The following is an 18775-nucleotide window of genomic DNA, read 5'->3' on the forward strand; positions in this document are numbered from 1 at the left end:
GGCCGGGTTTCGCACCCGGCCTTTTGCTTTCGTGACGCCCCCGATCAGGCGGCGCGCAGGGTCGACACGGGAAAGCCGACGAAGTTCCGCTCGTCCACACGCACCATGATCTTGCCATCGGCCAGATGGCCAACCAGCAGACCCTGAACCTGAACACAGGTACCGATTGTGATCGTTCTCAGCATGATGATCCCCCAAAGATAAATCTGTTCCCTGCCCCCATAATGAGGGAACAATTCCGGATAACACATTAACTTCTTGGCGAGGGAGTCTGTTTTACAGGCGTACGACGAACTTATGACACCAATATGTCACAGCCAATCGCGCAGAATCGGGATCAGCGGCAGGTCCGCCGGGGGCATCGGGTAGTCGCGCAGCCGGTTCGGCATGACCCAGGCCAAGGTCTGGCCCTCGCGCGCCTCGGGAATGCCCTCCCAGCGGCGGCAGGCGAACAGCGGCATCAAGAGGTGGAAGTCGTCGTAGCTGTGGCTGGCGAAGGTCAGCGGCGCGAGGCAGCTGGCCTTGGTGTCGATCCCCAGCTCTTCCTTCAGCTCGCGAATCAGCGCTGCCTCGGGGGTCTCGCCCGGCTCGACCTTGCCGCCGGGAAACTCCCAGAGCCCGGCGAGGGATTTCCCCTCCGGGCGCTGTGCCAGCAGGATGCGGCCGTCGCGGTCGATCAGGGCGACGGCCGAAACGAGCAGCAGTTTCACGAGCGGTAGTCGGCGTTGATGTCGATGTAGCGATGGGTCAGGTCGCAGGTCCAGACCGATTTCGCGGCCTTCCCGAGCCCCAGATCGACGGCGATCACCAGCTCGTCGCGCTGCATGTAGGCCGCGGCCTTCTCTTCGCTGTAGTCGGGGCTGCGCCAGCCCTTCTCGGCCACCAGCACGTCGCCGAAGCGGATCGTCAGCTTGTCCCGATCCGCCTGCGCGCCAGACTTGCCGACGGCCATGACCACGCGGCCCCAGTTCGGGTCCTGCCCGGCGATGGCTGTCTTGACCAGCGGCGAATTGGCGATGGCCATGGCCACGCGATGCGCGTCCTCGGGGGACGCCGCGCCCGTCACCTTCACCTCGACGAATTTCGTCGCCCCCTCGCCGTCGCGCACCACCTGATGCGCGAGGTCGAGCATGACGGCCTTCAGCGCCGCCTCGAAATCCTTGGCCACGCGCGACCGCAGCGCGATCTCGGCCGCCGGGCTCTGGCCGGTGGCGGCGAGGATCAGCGCGTCGGAGGTGGAGGTATCGCTGTCCACCGTGATCGCGTTGAAGGTGTCATCCACCTGACGCGACAGCATTTTCTGCAGGTTCACCGCCGAGATCTTGGCGTCGGTGAAGATATAGACCAGCATCGTCGCCATATCCGGCGCGATCATCCCCGAGCCCTTGGCGATGCCGGCGATGCGTATCTCGCCGCCGTCGCCATGCACCACGGCGGAGGCGCCCTTGGCGAAGGTGTCGGTGGTCATCATCGCGCGCGCGGCCATCTCGATGCCGTCCTCGCGCAGGTCCTTGACCAGATCGGGGATCTTCGCGGTGATCTTCTCATAGGGCAGCGGCTCGCCGATCACCCCGGTGGAGGAGGAGAACACCCGGCTCGCCGGCAGGTCGAGCGCCTTGGCGACGGCGCCGGTCACGGCCTCCACCGCTTCGACGCCGACGGCGCCGGTGAAGGCGTTGGAGTTGCCCGAGTTCACCACGATGGCGGCGCCCGCCGCGGCATCGACCTTGCCGGCGAGCTTCGCCTGACAGTCGAGCACGCAGGCCGCGCGGGTAGAGGAGCGGGTGAAGACGCCGGCGACCGCGGTGCCGGGCGCAAGGCGGATCAGCATCACGTCCTTGCGGTTGGAATAGCGCACCCCGGCCTCGACCGCGGCATATTCAACGCCGCCGATCACCGGCAGCGCGGGAAATCCGGCCGGGGCGAGCGGCGAGACCATCTTGGCGGGCTTGGCCGGAGCCGCGTCCTTCGCCTTCAGCTTCGACAGCTTCTTCTTCAGCGTCTTGGCCTCGGCCTTCCAATCGGTCTTCGCCATCGCCCGCCCCTTTGTACCGGATTACTTGTCGATCAGTGTTTGGTCCCGAAGTTTTGCCGGGTCAATCCCCTCCCCGGCGCGGGTGACGGTTGCGGCGGCGGTCAGCTTCTCGACATGCTCGGCCACGGCGGCCTGCTCGATCTCGGCGGCGAGTTCGTCGCGCACCTCGTCCAGCGCCGGAGCTTCGGCGATGCGGGTCTCGGTCAGCTTCACCAGATGCCAGCCGAACTGGGTCTGGATCGGACCGGCAACCTCGCCCGGCTTCATGTTGACCACGGCGTCCTCGAAGGGCTTCACCATCATGCCCAGCCCGAACCAGCCCAGCGAGCCGCCATTGGCCGCCGCGCCATCCGAGGAATTGGCCTTGGCCAGCTCGGCGAAATCGGCGCCGCCGTCGATTTCGGTCTTCAGCTTCTGCGCTTCCTCTTCGGTGGCGACGAGGATGTGCGAGGCGTTGTACTCGGTCTGCGGCGCCGCTTCCTTGAAGCGGGCGTCATAAGCCGCCTGCAGCGCCTCGTCGGTGACCGCGCCTTCCACGACCGCCTTCAGCGCGGCGTTGGACAGGTAGCCGCGACGGTCGTTCTCCAGCGCCAGCGTGTCGCGCGGGGTCATCGAGCCTTCGACCGATTGCGCCAGCGCCTGCTGCTGGATGAGCTGCTCGAGGATGCCGTTGAACAGCGCGTCATCGGGCAGCGACTGGTACTGCTCCGGCAGGGTCTCGCGCAGGGCGATCATATGGCCCAGCGTGATATCCGTGCCGTTCACCGTGGCCACTACGGTGGAGGCCGTCGTGTCCTGCGCCGCGGCCGGCAGAGCCAGCCCCATGATGCAGGCTGTCGCCAAGGCGGTGCCCCGCATGAGTTTCGCGTATTTCGCCATCTCACCTTCTCCTGAACGGGCGCGCTGTCGCGCGACGTTGACTTGCCCCCGCCAGACCCTTAAATCGCGATGGTCGCGTGCGGCGCATCCGGCCGAGGCTTCCCAGCCCTTCTATGGAAGGCGACACGAGGGAGCAAGGCAGAGCCTCACACGATCATGTCAAGAAAGACTTGGCTTGTCAGGAACGACCAGGCGGAGAAAACATGCTGGGTCTCGGTACGCTCGCGAAGAAGATTTTCGGAACGCCCAACGACCGGAAGGTGAAATCGGTTCGCTCGGTGGTCGCTCGGATCAACGAGCTGGAGGCCGAGTTCAGCAAGCTGTCGGATGAGGGCCTGAAGCAGAAGACGGCGGAATTCCAGCGCCGGGCGCAGGGGGGCGAGAGCCTCGACGACCTGCTGCCCGAAGCCTTCGCCAACTGTCGCGAGGGTGCCCGCCGCGCGCTCGGCCTGCGCGCTTTCGACGTGCAGTTGAAGGGCGGCATCTTCCTGCATCAGGGCAACATCGCCGAGATGAAGACCGGCGAGGGCAAGACCCTGGTCGCCACCTTCCCGGCCTATCTGAACGCTTTGGCCGGCAAGGGCGTGCATGTCGTCACGGTGAACGACTATCTCGCAAAGCGCGACGCGGAATGGATGAGCAAGGTCTACGGCGCCCTGGGTCTGACGACCGGCGTGGTCTACCCCTACCAGCCCGACGCGGAAAAGAAGTCGGCCTACCGCGCCGACATCACCTATGCGACGAACAACGAGCTGGGCTTCGACTACCTGCGCGACAACATGAAGGGCTCCATCGAAGAGATGAGCCAGCGCGGGCATTTCTTCGCCATCGTCGACGAGGTGGACTCGATCCTGATCGACGAGGCCCGCACGCCGCTGATCATCTCCGGCCCGAGCCAGGACCGCAGCGACCTCTACCAGAAGGTCGACCTGCTGATCCCGGAGCTGGTGCCCGAGCATTTCAAGCTGGACGAGAAAACCCGCAACGTCACCTTCACCGAGGAAGGCAACGAATTCGTCGAGCGCCGCCTGTCGGAGATCGGCCTGCTGCCCGAGGGCCAGTCGCTCTACGACCCGGAAAGCACGACGCTGGTGCACCACGTCACCCAGGGCCTGCGCGCCCACAAGCTCTTCACCCGTGACCAGCAGTATATCGTCCGCGACGGCGAGGTGATGCTGATCGACGAATTCACCGGCCGCATGATGCGTGGCCGCCGCCTGTCGGACGGTCTGCATCAGGCGATCGAGGCCAAGGAAGGCGTGGCGATCCAGCCGGAAAACGTCACCCTCGCCTCGGTGACCTTCCAGAACTACTTCCGCCTCTACGACAAGCTGGCCGGGATGACCGGCACCGCGACCACCGAGGCCGAGGAATTCCTCGAGATCTACGGTCTCGGCGTCGTCGAAGTGCCGACCAACCGCCCGGTGCAGCGCAAGGACGAGCATGACGCCGTCTACCGCACCTCGCGCGAGAAGCATGCCGGGATCATCGATTGCATCAAGGAAGCCAACGGCAAGGGTCAGCCGATCCTCGTCGGAACCACCTCGATCGACAAGTCCGAGGCGCTGTCGGAGCTGCTGAAGCAGGAGGGCATCCCGCACAACGTGCTGAACGCCCGCCAGCACGAGCAGGAAGCGCAGATCGTGGCCGACGCCGGCAAGCTCGGCGCCGTCACCATCGCCACCAACATGGCCGGTCGCGGCACCGACATCCAGCTCGGCGGCAACGTCGAGATGAAGGTGATGCAGGCGCTGGCCGCCGACCCGTCCGCCAACCCCGACGAAGTGCGCCGCCAGATCGAGGCGGAGCATGCCGACGAGAAGCAGAAGGTGCTCGACGCCGGCGGCCTGTTCGTTCTGGCCACCGAGCGGCACGAATCCCGCCGGATCGACAACCAGCTGCGCGGCCGTTCCGGCCGTCAGGGCGACCCGGGGCGTTCGGCCTTCTTCCTCAGCCTCGAAGACGACCTGATGCGGATCTTCGGCTCGGAGCGGCTCGACAAGGTGCTGTCGACGCTGGGCATGAAGGAAGGCGAGGCCATCGTTCACCCCTGGGTCAACAAGTCGCTGGAAAAGGCGCAGGCCAAGGTCGAGGGGCGCAACTTCGACATCCGCAAGCAGCTCCTGAAGTTCGACGACGTGATGAACGACCAGCGCAAGGCGATCTTCAGCCAGCGGCTGGAGATCATGCAGGCCGAAGACCTGTCCGAGATCGTGCAGGACATGCGCTATCAGGTGATCGACGACGTGATCGACCAGTACATGCCGCCGCGCTCCTATCCCGACCAGTGGGACACCCACGGGCTGCATGACGCTGTGCTGGAAAAGCTGGGCCTCGACCTGCCGGTCGCCGACTGGGCGCAGGAGGAAGGCGTCGATCAGGAGGCGATCCGCGAGCGACTCTGCGCCCAGTCCGACGCGCTGATGGCCGAAAAGGCCGCCGGCTTCGGCCCCGAGACCATGCGCAACATCGAGAAGCAGATCCTGCTGCAGACCATCGACGCCAAGTGGCGCGAGCACCTGCTGACGCTGGAGCATCTGCGCTCGGTGGTGGGCTTCCGCGGCTATGCGCAGCGCGACCCGCTGTCGGAATACAAGACCGAGGGCTTCGCGCTGTTCGAGTCGCTGCTGAACTCGCTGCGGCAGGATGTCACGCAGAAGCTGTCGCAGGTCCGCCCGCTCTCCGAGGCGGAGCAGCAGGCGATGATCCAGCAGCTGATGGACCAGCAACGCGCCGCGGCGCCTGCTCCGGCCCCTGCCCCCGCTCCGGCGCCCGTCGCGGCCCCGGCGGCGGCCGAACCGGCGCTGGCCCTGGCCGGCTTCGACGAGGCCGATCCCTCCACCTGGGGCAACCCGGCGCGGAACGACCTCTGCCCCTGCGGCTCGGGCGAGAAGTTCAAGCACTGCCACGGGCGTCTCGCCTGAGGACCTGACCGGGGCGCGCCCGCGCCCCGTGCGGAGCATTGCCGGGGGCGCGGCGGGGCCCTGATCCGCCGTTGGGGAATAGCCCGGCGAGCGCCGCGGCGAGCGGGACAGCGGCGGGGACAGATGCGGCGACTGACATGGTGGGCGGCGACCCTGGCCGCGCTGGCGCTGCCTGCCCCCCTCCTCGCGCAGGATGTCACCCTGACCGCCCGTGGCGGCGGGCTGAGCATCGAGGGCGCCCTTACCGGCTTCGACGGCGAATTCTACCGGGTCGCCACCCGCTATGGCGCGCTGACCGTCGACGCCGCGGCGGTGATCTGCGACGGCCCCGCCTGCCCCGACCTGACCGCGCCGCTGGCGACGATCCGGCTGCTGGGCGCCGCCGAGCCCGGCAACGCGATCCTTCCCCGCCTTCTCGAGGCCTTCGCCGCGGCGCATGGCTATCGCCTTGACCTGACGGCCGCCGGAGACGGCTTCCAGGCCCGTCTGGACAGCGCCGAAGGCCGGCCGCTGGCAAAGCTCGGCTTCACCCCCACCCCACCTGAGGAGGCGCTTGAAGCGCTGCGCTCCGACGCGGCAGAGCTGGTGCTGGCCACCGAACCGGCGCCGGGGCTGACCGCCCGGGTGCTGGCGCTGGACGCGCTGCAGCCGATCGTCGCCCCCGACAACCCGCTGCCCCGGCTCTCCACCCGCGATCTGGCCCGCGCCCTCTCCGGCGAGGTCGCCAACTGGGCCGAGCTGGGCGGCCCCGACCGGCCGCTGGTGCTGCATGCCCTGCCCGCCGCGGACGGGCTGCAAGCCGCCTTGGCGGCGCGGCTGGGGCGGCCGGTGGCGGCGACGGTGACGCATCCCGATCTGGCCAGCCTCGCCGAGGGGGTGGCGCGGGACCCCTATGCGCTGGCCATCACCGGGCGCTCGGCGCAGGGGACAGCGCGGGCGCTGCCGCTGACCGACAGCTGCGGCTTCCCGCTGCAGCCCTCGCCCGTGGCGGTGAAGGCCGGCGATTACCCGCTGGCGCTGCCGCTCTACCTGCTGACGCCGCGCCGGCGGCTGCCGCTGGTCGCCCGCGAGCTGCTCGACTTCCTCTCCACGCCCCCGGCGCAGCAGGCGATTGCGGCCGCCGGCTACATCGACCGCGCACCGATGCGGGCGGCGCTTGCCGATGGCGCCCGGCTGATCAACGCGATCCGCGCGGTGGAGGACGGGTCGCTGCCGCAGCTGCACCGCTTGGCCGAGACGATGGCGGGGGCCGAGCGGCTGTCGCTGAGCTTCCGCTTCGACGCGGAGGGGGCGCTGGACCCGCAGGGCCGCGAAGCGCTGACCGATCTGGCCCGGATGATCGAGATCGGCCAGTTCCGCGGTCAGGATATCGTTCTGACCGGCTTCTCCGACGGGGAGGATGCGCTGGCGCGGTCGGAACGGCAGGCGGCAAGCGTCGCCGCGGCGTTGGCCGAGGCGATGACCGGACCGGCGCCGGAGGAGACCGCGATCCGCAGCAGGGGCTTCGGCGCGGCGCTGCCGATGGCCTGCGACAGCACCGAGGCCGGGCGGCGCCTGAACCGGCGGGTCGAGGTCTGGCTGGAGCCGCGGGTCACAGGTAACCCTGCGCCCTGAAGCTGAGCTCACGCTCCTTTCCGATGATCAGATGGTCGTGCAGGGTGATGCCGAGGATCTGCGCCGCCTCCTGCACCTGCTGGGTCATCGAGATATCCGCCTCCGAGGGCGTCGGGTCGCCAGAGGGGTGATTGTGCACCAGAATCAAGGCGCTGGCGTTCAGTTCCAGCGCGCGCTTCACCACCTCCCGCGGGTAGACCGGGACGTGATCGACCGTGCCGCGCGCCTGTTCCTCGTCGGCGATCACCACGTTCTTGCGGTCGAGGAACAGCACGCGGAACTGCTCGGTCTCGCGATGCGCCATGGCGGTGTGACAGTAGTCGAGCAGCGCGTTCCATGACGACAGCACGGGGCGGTGCATGACCCGGGCGCGGGCAAGGCGCTGCGCCACGGCCTCCAGGATCTTGAGGTCCTGCACCACAGCCTCCCCCACACCTGGTATCTCCATCAGGCGCGGCGGCGGGGCGGTGATGACGCGGTTCAGGTCGCCGAAGGCGTCGAGCAGGCGCCGGGCCAGCGGTTTCACATCCTGCCGAGGGATGGCGCGGAACAGCACCAGTTCCAGCAGTTCGTATTCGGGCATGGCGGCGGCCCCGCCCTCGGAGAAGCGGCTGCGCAGGCGTTTGCGGTGGTCGGCGATGTAGGAGGGCAGCCTGTCGGGCAAGGCGCTGCCGGTCGCCTCGTCCTCCTCGGGGAAGAGCGGCAGGGGGGCTTCGGCGAAGGCGCGTTTCCGACTCATGCGGAGAAGGGTGGCAAGGGGTGGTGAAGGACGGGTTAAGCAGGGCGGGGAATCGGGGTTAATCGGCGGATTTGGCGGGGTGATTTCAATGCACGGCCGATGCACGGGGGATGCACGGGGCTGGGCCGGGGCGCGTGATTAATGGGGCGGGCGGTGGAAGGGGTGGGTAAAGAAAAAGCCCCGCCGGGGCGGGGCTTTTGGATCGCTGCACTGAACGGCAAGGGTCTGGGGGGCTCTGCTTCTTCCGCCCCCCGGGGCGGCCACGGGCCGCCCGTGATTGGCGGGAAGGCTCCACCGGAGCCTTCCTCTTTCGCCAATCACCCCTTCATCCCATCCCAGAAGCCCTTCACCTTCGAGAAGAACGACGACCCTTCCGGGTTGTTGTCTTCCGAAAGCTTCTCGAACTCGCGCAGCAGTTCCTTCTGGCGGCTGGTCAGGTTGACCGGAGTCTCCACCGCCAGCTCGATCAGCATGTCGCCGGAGCCGCCGCCGCGCAGGGCGGGCATGCCCTTGGCGCGCAGGCGCATCTGCTTGCCGGTCTGGCTGCCCGCGGGCACCTTCACCCGGCTGGAGCCGCCGTCGATCGTCGGCACCTCGACCTCGCCACCCAGCGCCGCCGTGGTGATCGACACCGGGACGCGGCAGAACAGGTGGACGCCGTCGCGCTGGAAGATCGCGTGCTCGCGCACCTCGATGAAGATGTAGAGATCGCCCGTCGGCCCGCCGCGCATGCCGGCCTCGCCCTCGCCGGCGAGACGGATGCGGGTGCCGGTTTCCACCCCGGCAGGGATGTTGACCGAGAGCGCACGTTCCTTCTCGACCCGGCCGGCGCCGTGGCAGACCTTGCAGGGGTTCTTGACGATCTGGCCCATGCCGTTGCAGGTCGGGCAGGTGCGTTCGACGGTGAAAAAGCCCTGCTGCGCCCGGACCTTGCCCATGCCGGAGCAGGTCGGGCAGGTGACGGGTTCGGCCCCGCCTTCGGCGCCGGTGCCCTTGCAGGCGTCGCAGGCGACGGAGGCCGGGACGTTGATGGTCTTCTGCACCCCGCGGAAGGCCTCTTCCAGCGAGACCCGCAGGTTGTAGCGCAGGTCGGAGCCGCGCTGCGCCCGGGCGCGCCCGCCGCCGCCGCCACGCCCGCCCATGAAATCGCCGAACAGGTCTTCGAACACGTCGGAGAAGGCCGAGGCGAAATCGCCCTGCTGGCCGTGACCGCCGCGCGCCGAGGCGCCCATGCCGCCCTCGAAGGCCGCGTGACCGTAGCGGTCATAGGCCGCCTTCTTGTCGGCGTCCTTCAACACGTCGTAGGCCTCGTTCACATCCTTGAACAGGGCCTCGGCGTTCGGGTCGTGCGAGTTGCGGTCGGGGTGAAGCTCTTTCGCCTTGGTGCGATAGGCTTTCTTCAGCTCTTCCGCCGAAGCGCCGCGCGCCACGCCGAGAACTTCGTAATAGTCGCGTTTTGCCATGGCAAACCCCTCTGGGGAACGCGCGGAGGGCGGCCTTGCGGGCCGCCCTCCTGTCCGTTCCGTGCGGTCTTACTTCCGCTTGTTTTCGCCAAGATCCTCGAAGTCGGCGTCGACGATGTCGTCATCCACCGAACGAGGGTTGTCGTCGGAGGGCTCGCCCTCGGACTGGCTGGCCTTGTAGATCGCCTCGCCCAGACGCATCGACGCCTCGGTGAGGTTCTGGATGCCGCCCTTGATCTTGCCCGAATCCTCGGTCTTCAGGCTTTCCTCCAGCGCGTTCATCGCGAACTCGATGGCTTCCACGGTCGAGGGATCGACCTTGTCGCCATGCTCGTCGATCGACTTGCGGGTGGAGTGCAGCAGGCTTTCGGCCTGGTTGCGGGTTTCCACCAGCTCGCGCCGGGCCTTGTCCGACTCGGCATTCGCCTCGGCGTCCTTCACCATCTTCTCGATGTCTTCATCGCTCAGGCCGCCCGAGGCCTGGATGGTGATGTTCTGCGCCCGGCCGGTGCCCTTGTCCTTGGCGCCCACCGACACGATGCCGTTGGCGTCGATGTCGAAGGTCACCTCGATCTGCGGCATGCCGCGCGGGGCCGGCGGGATGTCCTCGAGGTTGAACTGGCCGAGCATCTTGTTGTCGGCAGCCATCTCGCGTTCACCCTGGAAGACGCGGATCGTCACGGCGTTCTGGTTGTCCTCGGCGGTCGAGAAGACCTGGGACTTCTTGGTCGGGATCGTGGTGTTGCGGTCGATCAGCCGGGTGAACACGCCGCCCAGCGTCTCGATCCCCAGCGAAAGCGGGGTCACGTCGAGCAGCACCACGTCCTTCACGTCGCCCTGCAGCACGCCGGCCTGGATGGCGGCGCCCAGCGCCACGACCTCATCCGGGTTCACGCCCTTGTGCGGCTCCTTGCCGAAGAACTTGGTCACTTCCTCGATCACGCGGGGCATGCGGGTCATGCCGCCGACCAGAACCACCTCGTCGATGTCGCCGACGCCGAGACCGGCATCCTTCAGCGCGGCCTGGCAGGGCTTGATCGAGGCCTTGATCAGGTCGCCGACCAGGCTTTCCAGCTTGGCGCGGGTCAGCTTCATCACCATGTGCAGCGGCTGGCCGGTGTTGCGGTCCATGCTGATGAAGGGCTGGTTGATCTCGGTCTGGCTGGAGGACGACAGCTCGATCTTGGCCTTTTCCGCCGCTTCCTTCAGGCGCTGCAGCGCCATCTTGTCGAGCGTCAGGTCGACGCCATGCTCTTTCTTGAACTCGTCGGCGAGGTAGTTGACGATCCGCATGTCGAAGTCTTCGCCGCCGAGGAAGGTATCCCCGTTGGTGGATTTCACTTCGAAGAGGCCGTCGTCGATCTCGAGGATGGTGATGTCGAAGGTGCCGCCGCCGAGGTCATAGACCGCGATGGTGCGGCTTTCCTTCTTGTCGAGCCCGTAGGCCAGCGCGGCCGCCGTCGGCTCGTTGATGATCCGCAGCACTTCCAGACCGGCGATCTTGCCCGCGTCCTTGGTGGCCTGACGCTGGGCGTCGTTGAAATAGGCCGGAACGGTGATGACCGCCTGCGTCACGCTCTCGCCGAGATAGGCCTCGGCGGTTTCCTTCATCTTCTGCAGGATGAAGGCGGAGATCTGCGAGGGCGAATACTTCTCGCCGCGGATTTCCACCCAGGCGTCGCCGTTGCCGCCGTTGGTCAGCGTGTAGGGCAGGTTCTTCTTGTCTTTCGCGATATGCACGTCGTCCATGCGGCGCCCGATCAGGCGCTTCACCGCGAAGACGGTGTTGGAGGGGTTGGTGACCGCCTGACGCTTGGCCGACTGGCCGACCAGACGCTCGCTTTCCGTGAAACCCACGATGGAGGGCGTCGTGCGCGCGCCTTCCGAATTCTCGATGACCCGGGGTTGCGAACCATCCATGATGGCTACGCAGGAGTTGGTCGTCCCGAGGTCGATCCCGATGACTTTGGCCATGATATGCACCTCTAGCTTGCGGCGATGTTGTGGGAAACAGGCCCGTTCGTCGGCCCCTGTTCCCGATCCCAGAGTTGGCCGGTCAAGGCGACCGCCTCTTCCGGCTACCGGGCGTATATAGGGGGGGGCCGAAGACCCTGCAAGCGTAACGGGGGCGTGAAACTTCGGGGAAAGGGCCGATTGCCGCCCGCGGTTCCCGCTGTGGTGAAAGGCCGTGGGGTTTCAGCCGCGCAGCCCGTCCATCACCCGCACCAGTTCGGCGCTGATCCCCGGCTCGGACAGCGCGTGGCCCGCCAGCGGCACGATGCGCAGCTCGGCCTGGGGCCAGCCCTGGGCCAGTTTCCAGGCCGAGGTCGGCGGGCAGATCATGTCGTAGCGGCCCTGCACGATATAGGCCGGGATATGCTCGATCCGGCCGCGGTTGGCGAGGATCCAGCCGTCATGCTCCAGGAAACCGGCATTGGCGAAATAGTGATTCTCCAGCCGGGCGAAGGCGCGGGCATAATCCGAGGGGCTCTCGCCCATCGGCCCGTCATGCGAGACAGAGGCCAGCGCATTCTCCCAGTTCGACCAGGTGCGGCCGTAGCGGCTTTCCTCCATGTAGTCGCCGGAGAACAGCCGCCGGCGGTAGGCGGCGATCAGGTCGCCGCGTTCCGCCTCGGGGATCGGCGCGGTGAAGCGCGCCCAGAGATCGGGGAAGAAGGCCCCGGCCCCGCCGCCGTAGAACCAGTCGAGCTCGGCCTGGGTCATCAGGAAGACGCCGCGCAAGACCAGCCCCTGCACCCGTTCGGGATGGCTGATGGCGTAGATCAACGCCAGCGTGGCGCCCCAGCTGCCGCCGAAGCAGATCCAGCGGTCGATCCCCAGCGTCTCGCGGATGCGCTCGATGTCCGAGACCAGCGCCCAGGTGGTGTTGGCCTCGACGCTGGCATGGGGCCGCGAACGGCCGCAGCCGCGCTGGTCGAAGAGGATGACGCGGTAGACCGCCGGATCGAAATAGCGCCGCATCGCCGGCGAGCAGCCGCCGCCGGGACCGCCATGCAGCACGAGCACCGGCCTGCCCTGCGGGTTGCCGCATTGCTCCACATAGATCCTGTGGCCGTCTCCCATGTCGATCACGCGCTGGTCGAACGGGTCGATCGGCGGATAAAGAAACTCGACTGCGCGCTTTTGGCCTGATCTGTGGTCCATGATCGTCCTATATAACGCGGCCAGCCTGATCTGCTACGCCCGAAACCGCAAGGAGTTTGCCATGCAACCGACCTCCACCATCGACGCCGCCGAAGTCGCCAAGTTCGAGGCCATGGCCGCGGAGTGGTGGAACCCGCATGGCAAGTTCAAGCCGCTGCACCAGATGAACCCCTGCCGGCTGGACTACATCACCAGCCAGATCGCGGCGGAGTTCGACCGCGACCTCAGCGCCGCCCAGCCCTTCGCCGGGCTGCGCATCCTCGACATCGGCTGCGGCGGGGGGCTCCTGTCCGAGCCGATGGCGCGGCTGGGGGCGACCGTGGTCGGCGCGGATGCCGCGCCGCGCAACATTCCGGTGGCCCAGCTTCATGCCAAGCAGTCGGGGCTGGAGATCGACTATCGCCACACCACCGCCGAGGCGCTGGCGGCGGCGGGCGAGCAGTTCGACGTGGTGCTGAACATGGAGGTGGTCGAGCATGTGGCCGATCCGCTCGGCTATCTCACCGCCTGCCGCGAGCTGTTGAAGCCCGGCGGGCTGATGGTCTGCTCCACGCTGAACCGCAACGCCAAGAGCTTCGCCATGGCGATCGTCGGGGCGGAATGGGTGATGCGCTGGCTGCCGAAGGGGACGCATGACTGGGCGAAGTTCATCACCCCGGAGGAATTGTACGGGCTGATCCGGCAGGCGGGGCTGGAGCCGGTGGACCGCAAGGGGATGGTGTTCAACCCGGTGACCTGGTCCTGGAGCCTGTCGAGCCGGGATCTGTCGGTGAATTACGTGACGGCGAGTGTGAAGCGGTAGGGGTTTTCACGCGTGAAATTGGGGGTAAGGGGTTGGTTTGGTTCGGGGTTTTTGGTGGTGGTAAGGGGTTGTTAAGGGGTTGAGGCGGGGCCGGGGGATGCGCGATGAAGGCGCGGCCCTTGCGTGTGGAGGGTGGGGTGGAACCCCACCCTATGGGGTGCGCAATGAATGCGCACCCTACGGTGAGGGCTCCTCTGCGTAGGGTGGGGTTTTGCCCCACCCTCCCTTGCCCCCTCAGAGCTCCGCCGACCGTGCCCAGAGGTTGATCGCTTCTTCCGAGGACAGGCGGTCGATCTCGGCCAGCTCCTCGGGCGTGAAGTCGAGGTTGCCGATGGCGCCGGCGCAGTCGGTGACCTGTTCGGGTTTCGAGGCGCCGATCAGGGCGGTGGTGATGCCGCCGTCGCGCAGCACCCAGGCGATGGCCATCTGCGCCAGGGTCTGGCCGCGGGCCTGGGCTATGGCGTCGAGGGCGCGGACGCTGTCCAGCGCGCGGGGGGTGATGGTCGCCGGGTCGAGCGACTTGCCCTGCGCGGCGCGGCTGGTTTCGGGGATGCCGCCCAGATATTTCTTGGTCAGGATGCCCTGCGCCAGCGGGGTGAAGGCGATGGAGCCGATGCCGAGCTCGGTCAGCGTGTCCTTCAGCCCGTCCTTTTCCACCCAGCGGTTGAGGATGTTGTAGCTCGGCTGGTGGATCAGGCAGGGGGTGCCGAGATCCTTCAGGATCGCCACCGCCTCGCGGGTGCGCTGCGAATTGTAGCTGGAGATGCCGGCATAAAGCGCGCGGCCGGAGCGGACGATGTGATCGAGCGCGCCCATGGTCTCTTCCAGCGGCGTCTCGGGGTCGAAGCGGTGCGAGTAGAAGATGTCGACGTAATCGAGGCCCATGCGCTTCAAGGACTGGTCGCAGGAGGCGATGAGATACTTGCGGCTGCCCCATTCGCCGTAGGGGCCCTGCCACATGTCGTAGCCCGCCTTGGAGGAGATGATCAGCTCGTCGCGGTGGTCCTTGAAATCGGTGCGCAGGATCTCGCCGAAAGCGGTCTCGGCGCTGCCGCCGGGCGGGCCGTAGTTGTTGGCGAGATCGAAATGGGTGATGCCGTGATCGAAGGCGGTCTGGCAGATCGCGCGCTTGGCAGCATGCGGCGTGTCCTCGCCGAAGTTGTGCCAGAGGCCGAGCGAGATGGCGGGCAGCTTCAGCCCGGATGCGCCGCAGCGGCGGTAGATCATCCGGTCGTAGCGGTCGGCGGCGCGGTGGTAGGTCATGCGCTGGTATCTCCCTTGCGAGGGTCAGTGATAGGGCGTTCGGCGGGCCTGCCAAGGCTGCGGGGATCAGGCAGGGGGTCACGCAGAGGTGACAGGAACCCGGTCAGCGGCGAGGCGTTGATCCTGCACAAGCAAAGGAGACCATCATGGCTGTTGATAACGATCGTGTTGAAGGCTCGGCCAAGAACATTGGCGGCAAGATCAAGGAAGCTGCCGGGAAGGTGACCGGGGACTCCAAACTTCAGGCCGACGGCAAGTCCGATCAGGCCGAAGGCAAGGTGCAGAACGCCGTTGGCGGCATCAAGGATGCGATCAAGGGGAAGTGAGCCCCTGACAGGTTAGCGGAGAGGCCCGGACAGTTGTCCGGGCCTTTCGCGTTTCAGAGGAAGCGGTTCCAGAGGTTCTCGAGCCGCTCCTGCCGACCGGAGACCGGCTGCGGGTCGAGGTTCTTCGCCACGACATCGGCATAGATGTCGTCGAGCGAGGAGCCGAGCATGGCCTTGGCCTCCGGCGTCTCCCAGCCCGCATAGCGGTCGGCGCGAGCCTTTTCGAGCGCGCCGTCTTCCAGCAGCTTCGCCGCCGATTTCAGCGCGCGGGCGCAGGTGTCCATGCCGCCGACATGGGCGAGGATCAGGTCTTCGGCATCGAGGCTCTGGCGGCGCAGGCGGGCGTCGAAGTTGGTGCCGCCGTTGGTGAAGCCGCCCGACTTCAGCACTTCGTAGAAGGCCAGGGCCATCTCGCCGTGGTTGTTCGGGAACTGGTCGGTATCCCAGCCGGACTGGTAGTCGTTGCGGTTCATGTCGATGGAGCCGAGGATGCCGAGGCTCGCGGCCAGCGCCAGCTCGTGCTCGAAGCTGTGACCGGCAAGGATGGCATGGCCCTGCTCGATGTTCACCTTGACCTCGTTCTCGAGGCCGAAGCGCTTGAGGAAGCCGTAGACGGTGGCCACGTCGAAGTCATACTGGTGCTTGGTCGGCTCCTGCGGCTTCGGCTCGATCAGGATCGTGCCCTTGAAGCCGATCTTGTACTTGTAGTCGACGACCATCTGCAGGAAGCGCCCGGCGTTCTCGGACTCGCGGGTGAGGTCGGTGTTCAGGAGCGTCTCGTAGCCCTCGCGGCCGCCCCAGAGCACGTAGTTCGCACCGCCGAGCTTCAGCGTGGCGTCCATGCAGGTTTTCACCGTGGCGGCGGAATAGGCGAAGATCTCCGGGTCGGGGTTCGTCGCGGCCCCGGCCATGAAGCGGCGGTGCGAGAAGAGGTTGGCGGTGCCCCAGAGGAGCTTGGTCTTCGAGCTTTCCATGCGCTGACCGATGTGGTCGACGATGGTTTCGAGGTTCTTCGTGGTTTCCGCGAAGGTCTTGCCCTCGGGGCGGATGTCGGCGTCGTGGAAGCAGAAGAAGGGCGCGCCGAGGATGTCGAACATCTCGAAGGCGACGTCGGCCTTCATCTTGGCGGCTTCGATGCTGTCGCCGAACCACGGGCGCTCATAGGTCTGGCCGCCGAAGGGGTCGCCGCCGGTGTAGGCGAAGCTGTGCCACCAGGCGATGGCGAAGCGCAGGTGGTCTTCCATGCGCTTGCCGAGGATCACCTCGTCGGGGTTGTAGTAGCGGAAGGCGAACTCGTTGGTGGAGCCTTCGCCCTCGTATTTGATGGCGGGGATATTGGCGAAATAGTCGGTCATGAGAGGCTCCTGATGGCGGTCTGGGCCGCGCGGTAGCGGGCGTGGCCGTGGTCGAAGGCAGCGGTGAGGCTGCGGTCGGGTTGGATGGTGCGGGCGATGGGCGGCAGGGTGGCGATCTCGGCCCCGGCGCCGTTGGCGGCCATGAGGGCGAGGCGCGCGGCCCCGAAGGCGCCGCCGAAATCGCCCGCGGCGGGCAGATGCACCGGCAGGTCGAGCGCGGTGGCGATGGCTTGCAGCCAGTAGTCGGAGCGGGAACCGCCGCCGACGGCGATCAGGTTCTCGAGCTTCGTTCCGGTGGCGGCCAGGGCGTCGCGGCAGTCGCGGATGGCGAAGGTGACGCCCTCCAGCACGGCGCGGGTGCCGGCAGCCTGATCGGTGGCATGTTCCAGCCCGGTGAAGGCGCCGCGGATGGCGGCGTCGTTCAGGGGCGTCCGCTCGCCGCCGAGATAGGGCAGGAACTGGGTCTTGCCGGGCGCGTGCAGCGGGCCGAGGCTGGCGGTGAGGGCCGAGGCGCTCTGGCCGACGAGGCGGGCATACCAGTTGAGCGCGTCGGTGGCGGCGAGGATCACGCCCATCTGGTGCCATGCGTTCGGCAGGGCGTGGCAGAAGGTGTGGACGGCGGTGTCCGGCGCGGGCTGGTAGCCATCGTTGGCTGCAAAGAGCACGCCCGAGGTGCCGAGCGAGACGAAGGCCTCGCCGGCGCGGACCACGCCGACGCCGACCGCCGAAGCGGCATTGTCACCGCCGCCGCCCGCCACGACCACGCCCGCGGGCAGGCCCCAGCGAGTGGAGAGGGCGGGGCGCAGCTCGCCCGAGACTTCGGAGCCCTCGACGAGCCGGGGCATGTGGCTGCGGTCGAGGCCGGTGGCGGTCAGGAGATCGTCCGACCAGTCGCGGGCGCCGACGTCGAGCCAGCTGGTGCCCGCGGCATCCGACATCTCGGCCACATGCTCGCCCGTCAGCCAGAGCCGGAGATAGTCCTTCGGCAGCAGCACCTTGGCGACGCGGTCGCGGATCGCGCGCTCATGCGCCTGCACCCAGAGGAGTTTCGGCGCGGTGAAGCCCGGGAAGACGATGTTGCCGGTGAGACGGCGGAATTGCGGATCGGCATCCAGCTCCGCCGCTTCCTCGAAGCTGCGGGTGTCGTTCCAGAGGATGCAGGGCCTGAGCACCTCGTCGGCGGAATCGAGCAGGGTCGCGCCGTGCATCTGTCCGGAGAGGCCGATGCCGCGCACGGCGGAGAGGCCATGCGTGGCGAGCTGGTCCATCACCGCCTCGGCGGCGGCGATCCAATGGGCGGGCGACTGTTCCGACCAGCCCTCCTGCGGGCGGCTGACGGTGAGCGGGGCGACGGCCTCGGCCAGGACGCGCTGATCGTCGTCGATCAGCACGCCCTTGAGGCCGGAGGTCCCGAGATCAAGACCGATATACATCAGAGAGCTTTCTCCGCCGTGCGGGGGGTAGGTTGCTTGCCGAGGATGATCATGCCGAGGATGTCGTCATCGGTCACCTCGTCCACCTTGACGGTGCCGACCAGCTGGCCGTTCTTCATCACCGAGGCGCGGTCGCAGAGCTTCATGACGTTGTGGATGTCATGCTCGATCAGGAAGATGCCGAGGCCCTGACGCTTCAGCTCCTGGATCAGTTCGGACACCATCTGCGTCTCGTGCGGGCCGAGGGCGGCGGTGGGTTCGTCCATGATCAGGATCTTGGCGTTGAAGTAGACGGCGCGGGCGATGGCGACCGACTGGCGCTGACCGCCGGAGAGCGCCGAGACCGGGACGTTGAACTTGCGGAAGTTCGGGTTCAGCCGACCCATGATCTTGCGCGTCTCGGCCTCCATCCGCGCGTCGTCGACGAAGCCGAGCGGCGTCACCAGCTCGCGGCCGAGGAAGAGGTTGGAGGCGGCGTCGAGATTGTCGGCCAGAGCGAGGGTCTGGTAGATCGTCTCGACATTATGGGCGCGGGCGTCGCGGGGGTTGTTGATGTCGACCTTCTTGCCCTCGATCAGGATGCTGCCGGTATCCGCCTTGTAGGCGCCCGACAGGCATTTGATCAGCGTCGACTTGCCCGCGCCGTTGTGGCCGAGCAGGCCGACCACTTCGCCGGGGTAGAGATCGACCGAGACGTGATCGACCGCCTTGATGCCGCCGAAGGAGATCGAGATGTCGCGCAGCTCGACCAGCGGGGTTCCCTTCTGGGTCATGATG

General features: G+C 67.3%; 16 protein-coding genes. 4 read left to right on the top strand and 12 right to left on the bottom strand.

Going from position 1 to position 18775, the window contains the following annotated elements; all coding sequences use genetic code 11:
- Positions 1-44: 44 nt before the first annotated feature.
- The 4 genes from C5F48_RS24990 to C5F48_RS00355 form a co-directional block, all read right to left on the bottom strand.
- Positions 45-185, bottom strand: a complete 141-nt coding sequence (locus C5F48_RS24990) for a hypothetical protein (protein WP_169310876.1) — start codon at positions 183-185, stop codon at positions 45-47.
- A gap of 126 nt (positions 186-311) precedes the next feature.
- On the bottom strand, positions 312-710 hold the full coding sequence (gene mutT / locus C5F48_RS00345; protein WP_107661921.1) for an 8-oxo-dGTP diphosphatase MutT: 399 nt from the start codon (positions 708-710) through the stop codon (positions 312-314).
- Entirely contained in the window at positions 707-2035 is a 1329-nt protein-coding gene (gene argJ / locus C5F48_RS00350; protein WP_107661922.1) for a bifunctional glutamate N-acetyltransferase/amino-acid acetyltransferase ArgJ, read from the bottom strand. Before argJ ends, mutT begins: the two co-directional genes overlap by 4 nt.
- 21 nt (positions 2036-2056) lie before the next feature.
- Positions 2057-2914 (bottom strand): peptidylprolyl isomerase, encoded by an 858-nt coding sequence (locus C5F48_RS00355; protein WP_107661923.1) that lies wholly within the window; start codon positions 2912-2914, stop codon positions 2057-2059.
- A 203-nt stretch (positions 2915-3117) separates the two neighbouring features.
- On the opposite strand from C5F48_RS00355, the gene secA reads away from it, so the two are divergent.
- Positions 3118-5838: a preprotein translocase subunit SecA gene (secA, locus tag C5F48_RS00360; protein WP_107661924.1), complete on the top strand. Its 2721-nt coding sequence runs from the start codon at positions 3118-3120 to the stop codon at positions 5836-5838.
- A gap of 123 nt (positions 5839-5961) precedes the next feature.
- Entirely contained in the window at positions 5962-7452 is a 1491-nt protein-coding gene (locus C5F48_RS00365) for a substrate-binding domain-containing protein (RefSeq protein ID WP_107661925.1), read from the top strand.
- Here C5F48_RS00365 and radC read toward each other — a convergent pair.
- The 4 genes from radC to pip all read right to left on the bottom strand — a co-directional run bounded on the left by radC (position 7430) and on the right by pip (position 12819).
- Positions 7430-8191: a RadC family protein gene (gene radC / locus C5F48_RS00370; protein ID WP_107661926.1), complete on the bottom strand. Its 762-nt coding sequence runs from the start codon at positions 8189-8191 to the stop codon at positions 7430-7432. The genes C5F48_RS00365 and radC overlap by 23 nt on opposite strands.
- Positions 8192-8508: 317 nt before the next feature.
- Positions 8509-9654 (bottom strand): molecular chaperone DnaJ, encoded by a 1146-nt coding sequence (gene dnaJ / locus C5F48_RS00375; RefSeq protein WP_107661927.1) that lies wholly within the window; start codon positions 9652-9654, stop codon positions 8509-8511.
- Positions 9655-9723: 69 nt separating this feature from the next.
- The gene (gene dnaK / locus C5F48_RS00380; protein WP_107661928.1) at positions 9724-11628 is read right to left on the bottom strand and encodes a molecular chaperone DnaK; all 1905 of its coding nucleotides are present in this window, start codon (positions 11626-11628) and stop codon (positions 9724-9726) included.
- Positions 11629-11850: 222 nt separating this feature from the next.
- A complete protein-coding gene (gene pip, locus C5F48_RS00385; RefSeq protein ID WP_107661929.1) occupies positions 11851-12819 on the bottom strand; it encodes a prolyl aminopeptidase in 969 nt (322 codons plus the stop codon).
- A 61-nt stretch (positions 12820-12880) separates the two neighbouring features.
- Between pip and ubiG the strand changes: the two genes are divergently transcribed.
- Entirely contained in the window at positions 12881-13621 is a 741-nt protein-coding gene (gene ubiG, locus C5F48_RS00390) for a bifunctional 2-polyprenyl-6-hydroxyphenol methylase/3-demethylubiquinol 3-O-methyltransferase UbiG (RefSeq protein ID WP_107661999.1), read from the top strand.
- A 234-nt stretch (positions 13622-13855) separates the two neighbouring features.
- Here the strand turns inward: ubiG and mgrA are convergent, their stop codons facing one another.
- Positions 13856-14884 carry an L-glyceraldehyde 3-phosphate reductase gene (gene mgrA, locus C5F48_RS00395; protein ID WP_107661930.1) on the bottom strand — a complete coding sequence of 343 codons (1029 nt, stop codon included), beginning with the start codon at positions 14882-14884 and terminating at the stop codon, positions 13856-13858.
- A 146-nt stretch (positions 14885-15030) separates the two neighbouring features.
- Here mgrA and C5F48_RS00400 point away from each other — a divergent pair, with 146 nt between their 5' ends.
- On the top strand, positions 15031-15210 hold the full coding sequence (locus tag C5F48_RS00400; RefSeq protein WP_107661931.1) for a CsbD family protein: 180 nt from the start codon (positions 15031-15033) through the stop codon (positions 15208-15210).
- A gap of 53 nt (positions 15211-15263) precedes the next feature.
- Here the strand turns inward: C5F48_RS00400 and xylA are convergent, their stop codons facing one another.
- The 3 genes from xylA to C5F48_RS00415 are packed head-to-tail and all read right to left on the bottom strand — an operon-like array spanning position 15264 to position 18771.
- Entirely contained in the window at positions 15264-16565 is a 1302-nt protein-coding gene (xylA, locus tag C5F48_RS00405) for a xylose isomerase (RefSeq protein ID WP_107661932.1), read from the bottom strand.
- Complete coding sequence (gene xylB, locus C5F48_RS00410) at positions 16562-17998, bottom strand: xylulokinase (RefSeq protein WP_107661933.1); 1437 nt, start codon at positions 17996-17998, stop codon at positions 16562-16564. Before xylB ends, xylA begins: the two co-directional genes overlap by 4 nt.
- Positions 17998-18771 (bottom strand): ATP-binding cassette domain-containing protein, encoded by a 774-nt coding sequence (locus tag C5F48_RS00415; protein WP_107661934.1) that lies wholly within the window; start codon positions 18769-18771, stop codon positions 17998-18000. Before C5F48_RS00415 ends, xylB begins: the two co-directional genes overlap by 1 nt.
- Between the last annotated feature and the right edge of the window lie 4 nt (positions 18772-18775).

This window comes from Cereibacter changlensis JA139 (genome assembly GCF_003034985.1).
In the GTDB taxonomy this organism is placed as follows: domain Bacteria; phylum Pseudomonadota; class Alphaproteobacteria; order Rhodobacterales; family Rhodobacteraceae; genus Cereibacter; species Cereibacter changlensis.

Coding starts and splice junctions, on each gene's coding strand:
- C5F48_RS24990 (WP_169310876.1), bottom strand. CDS start 185: ATGCTGAGAACGATCACAATCGGTACCTGTGTTCAGGTTCAGGGTCTG.
- argJ (WP_107661922.1), bottom strand. CDS start 2,035: ATGGCGAAGACCGATTGGAAGGCCGAGGCCAAGACGCTGAAGAAGAAG.
- C5F48_RS00355 (WP_107661923.1), bottom strand. CDS start 2,914: ATGGCGAAATACGCGAAACTCATGCGGGGCACCGCCTTGGCGACAGCC.
- secA (WP_107661924.1), top strand. CDS start 3,118: ATGCTGGGTCTCGGTACGCTCGCGAAGAAGATTTTCGGAACGCCCAAC.
- C5F48_RS00365 (WP_107661925.1), top strand. CDS start 5,962: ATGCGGCGACTGACATGGTGGGCGGCGACCCTGGCCGCGCTGGCGCTG.
- radC (WP_107661926.1), bottom strand. CDS start 8,191: ATGAGTCGGAAACGCGCCTTCGCCGAAGCCCCCCTGCCGCTCTTCCCC.
- dnaJ (WP_107661927.1), bottom strand. CDS start 9,654: ATGGCAAAACGCGACTATTACGAAGTTCTCGGCGTGGCGCGCGGCGCT.
- dnaK (WP_107661928.1), bottom strand. CDS start 11,628: ATGGCCAAAGTCATCGGGATCGACCTCGGGACGACCAACTCCTGCGTA.
- pip (WP_107661929.1), bottom strand. CDS start 12,819: ATGGACCACAGATCAGGCCAAAAGCGCGCAGTCGAGTTTCTTTATCCG.
- ubiG (WP_107661999.1), top strand. CDS start 12,881: ATGCAACCGACCTCCACCATCGACGCCGCCGAAGTCGCCAAGTTCGAG.
- mgrA (WP_107661930.1), bottom strand. CDS start 14,884: ATGACCTACCACCGCGCCGCCGACCGCTACGACCGGATGATCTACCGC.
- C5F48_RS00400 (WP_107661931.1), top strand. CDS start 15,031: ATGGCTGTTGATAACGATCGTGTTGAAGGCTCGGCCAAGAACATTGGC.
- xylA (WP_107661932.1), bottom strand. CDS start 16,565: ATGACCGACTATTTCGCCAATATCCCCGCCATCAAATACGAGGGCGAA.
- xylB (WP_107661933.1), bottom strand. CDS start 17,998: ATGTATATCGGTCTTGATCTCGGGACCTCCGGCCTCAAGGGCGTGCTG.
- C5F48_RS00415 (WP_107661934.1), bottom strand. CDS start 18,771: ATGACCCAGAAGGGAACCCCGCTGGTCGAGCTGCGCGACATCTCGATC.